Source organism: Methanobrevibacter sp. (genome assembly GCF_030539555.1).
In the GTDB taxonomy this organism is placed as follows: Archaea; Methanobacteriota; Methanobacteria; order Methanobacteriales; family Methanobacteriaceae; genus Methanocatella.
This window is the reverse complement of the sequence record NZ_JAUNXX010000117.1, coordinates 1-2,827: the sequence shown is the minus strand read 5'-3', so window position 1 is coordinate 2,827 and position 2,827 is coordinate 1. Positions and strand designations below refer to the sequence as shown.

General features: G+C 35.1%; 3 protein-coding genes. 1 reads left to right on the top strand and 2 read right to left on the bottom strand.

What is annotated here, in order from left to right; translation table 11 throughout:
* The coding region (locus Q4Q55_RS10190; protein ID WP_303372692.1) for a flavodoxin at positions 1-320 on the top strand (320 nt) is incomplete at its 5' end.
* 107 nt (positions 321-427) lie between these two features.
* On the opposite strand, the gene Q4Q55_RS10185 is transcribed toward Q4Q55_RS10190, so the two are convergent.
* Positions 428-595 (bottom strand): hypothetical protein, encoded by a 168-nt coding sequence (locus Q4Q55_RS10185; protein ID WP_295591639.1) that lies wholly within the window; start codon positions 593-595, stop codon positions 428-430.
* A gap of 801 nt (positions 596-1,396) precedes the next feature.
* Positions 1,397-2,827, bottom strand: a 1,431-nt coding sequence (locus Q4Q55_RS10180) for an Ig-like domain-containing protein (RefSeq protein WP_303372691.1), incomplete at its 5' end; no start/stop codon positions are given.

The window sequence follows — 2,827 nt, the reverse complement described above, 5'->3', positions numbered from 1 at the left end:
AAGATGTTGACATATTGTTCTTGGGAAATAGTGTATATAATGCTGGAGCAGATTCAAAAGTCAAGGAATTCCTCAAAAATATTGATGTGAATGTTGGAAGTATTGTTAATGTCTCATCCGCAGCTCTTATCGAATCAACCTATAAGCAAATAAAAAAAGAAGCTGAAAAATGTGGATTAAACATGGATGATAGAGAATTCCATTGCAGAGGACAATTTAAATTCGTTCATAGAGGTCATCCAAACGAAGAAGATATAAACGAAGCCGTAAACTTTTCTTTAAACACAATCTTGTACATTAAACTTCCTCGCCTTCCATAATGTGGGCCAGTTCAATAGTATTGAATGCAGGTAAAGCAGAGATTGTCTCTATTGAAAATGTAATTTTCTCTTAATATAAACATACCCCAATATTGCAAAACTAAAAATCAAAGCAACCTAGTTTGTGAATCAATATAGCTGGGTTCATTAACCTCTTTTACAACATCACCATCTTTAACTTCCCCAATCAGCAAGGGCGAATCTGGATTATGCAACTTTTGGTTCCTTTTGACCAGCTTCATGTTGGAGTTGGCGTAACAATAATTGCTTGTCATCAATTGTTTATAAATAATATCAGCATCTTACCCTCAACTTTTCCAATAATACTCAAGTAGTTACCTTTGCATCATTAGTTGGTTCAGGTTATGTCAGTGATTATAGTAGATGTTCAGGATTTGTATTTCCACCATCCCAGTTTCACCCAGTATAAATGAAAATATTTAATTATCATGATTTCTAAAAAAAGTAGTGTAGAGAGAACATAAGTATGACAACTTTCGCATGCCCTTTTCATAAAAACTCCTCTCTAAAATTATATAATTAATTAATAATCTAATTTTCAAATTATATATAATTAATTAGAATCTGAGTTAATTTTCCTTATATGGGCGATCTTGATAATTTGCACTGACCGACAATGTGAGAAAATGAAACGTGAAAATCAACTATTAATATAACATTACCCAACAGAATACTCAAGTCAGATTTACATTAACGTTCACATTTCAGTATCTAAAACTTAATTTTGAAAAGTATTGATATACATGCACAGTTAAAATGTAAATTGGTTTTTAATATCATTGCAGTTAATATAAAAAACACTTCCTTAAAATTATACTTATCGATTTACTTTTGATTTAATCAACAGTGCATTAAAAATTATGAAATCTATTGTCCTTAATCATTATCACTGCATTAAGACTGAAAAACTTCATGATTGATATAATGAGTGTTCGCCAAAATTGATTTTTTGATTTTTCATCAAAAAATTTCAAATCAACAAGTTTTTTGAAAGATTCTGGTTAAATGCAAATTAAAAAAAGAAGAGAATTTAAAATAAATCCTCTTTTAAAGTTTTATTTTTTGCGATATGTGATAACCAGTGCACATAATGCCAGTAACATCATTGCAATTGGATTACCTGTTGCGTTAGCGTCAGCAATCTCAGATGAAACGTGTTTGGTGGTTTTATTCTCATCCGTATCGTTGTTGTCAGGTTCAGTGTTATTATTGTCATGTTTGACTTTAATGGAAATTGTTGCAGAACTTGCGTTGTAGTAGTCGTTTCCTTGATAATAAACATCCGCCACAGTGTCTTTATCTGGAATCACAACACCTTTAAATGTTGCAACGCCGTTGATGACTTCTGCGGTATATGTCTTACCATCAACAGTCAATGTAGCAGTACCGTTTTTGACTGGATTGCCGTTCTCATCAACGAATTTGACTGGGATGTCAGTTTTCTCACCTGCTTTTCCGCTGACATCATCAGTTGAAGGAGCATTGGTGTTAACCTTTTCAACATCAACAGCAATTGATGATGAACTGGAATTGTAATAGTCATTACCGTTATAGGTTACGGTTGCATTATAACTTCCAGGATTTGGCAATTCGATGCTTAATACTGCCTGGCCGTTTTCCACAGTAGCATTATATGTTTTTCCATTTAATGTCAAAGTAACTGTTCCGTTAGCAACAGGATTTTTGTCCTGATCTAAAACAGTAACTGCAACGTCCTTTTTATCAGAAGGTTTTCCTGAAACGTCAACGCCTGAAACCGCAGTGTTCACTTTCAGAACTGTAAGTGTTGATTCTGATTGAACATCATCCGCATCATCACCGGAATATGATACAACATATGGGTAGATGCCCGGATCGCCGAGTTTGACATTGAATGTAGCCTTTCCGTCTGAAACGGAGGTGGATTCATCCGCACTTAAGATTGAATACATGGAAGCTGCAAGGAGTTCTTTATCCTCATATTTGATAGTTAAACCGGCAGTACCTCCACTAACAGGATCTCCATTCTCGTATTTGAACTGTGCAGTGAAGCTGACCATTTCTCCGACATAGCCAGTTACAGGAGCAATAACAATTGAAACAACATGCCTGATATGCAGTTTGGAACTGTTGGATACACTTGTATGGTTGATGTCCACAACAGTGGTTGAACTGACAGTGTAATCACCAGCGGCCAAATCAGAAACACTGATTGGACTACCTGGTTTTACAGTGCCGTTTGCAACAGCATTATTATTAGCGTCAATGATACTGTAGGATATTTCAGTTGCATTGGCTGATGAAACCTGAATTGAAACGGCATCACCGAAGCTTGCAACAGCATCCTCAGCACTAACAGTTGAGTTTGCAGGTTTAACAGTAATCTTAGAGGTATAGTTACTGGATGTGTAATTGCCGTTAACCATAGTGGTTAAGTTGACTGTGTATTCACCAGCTTCTAAATCAAGACCAGTAATGTTTTCACCAACATTAACAGTACCTTCTTT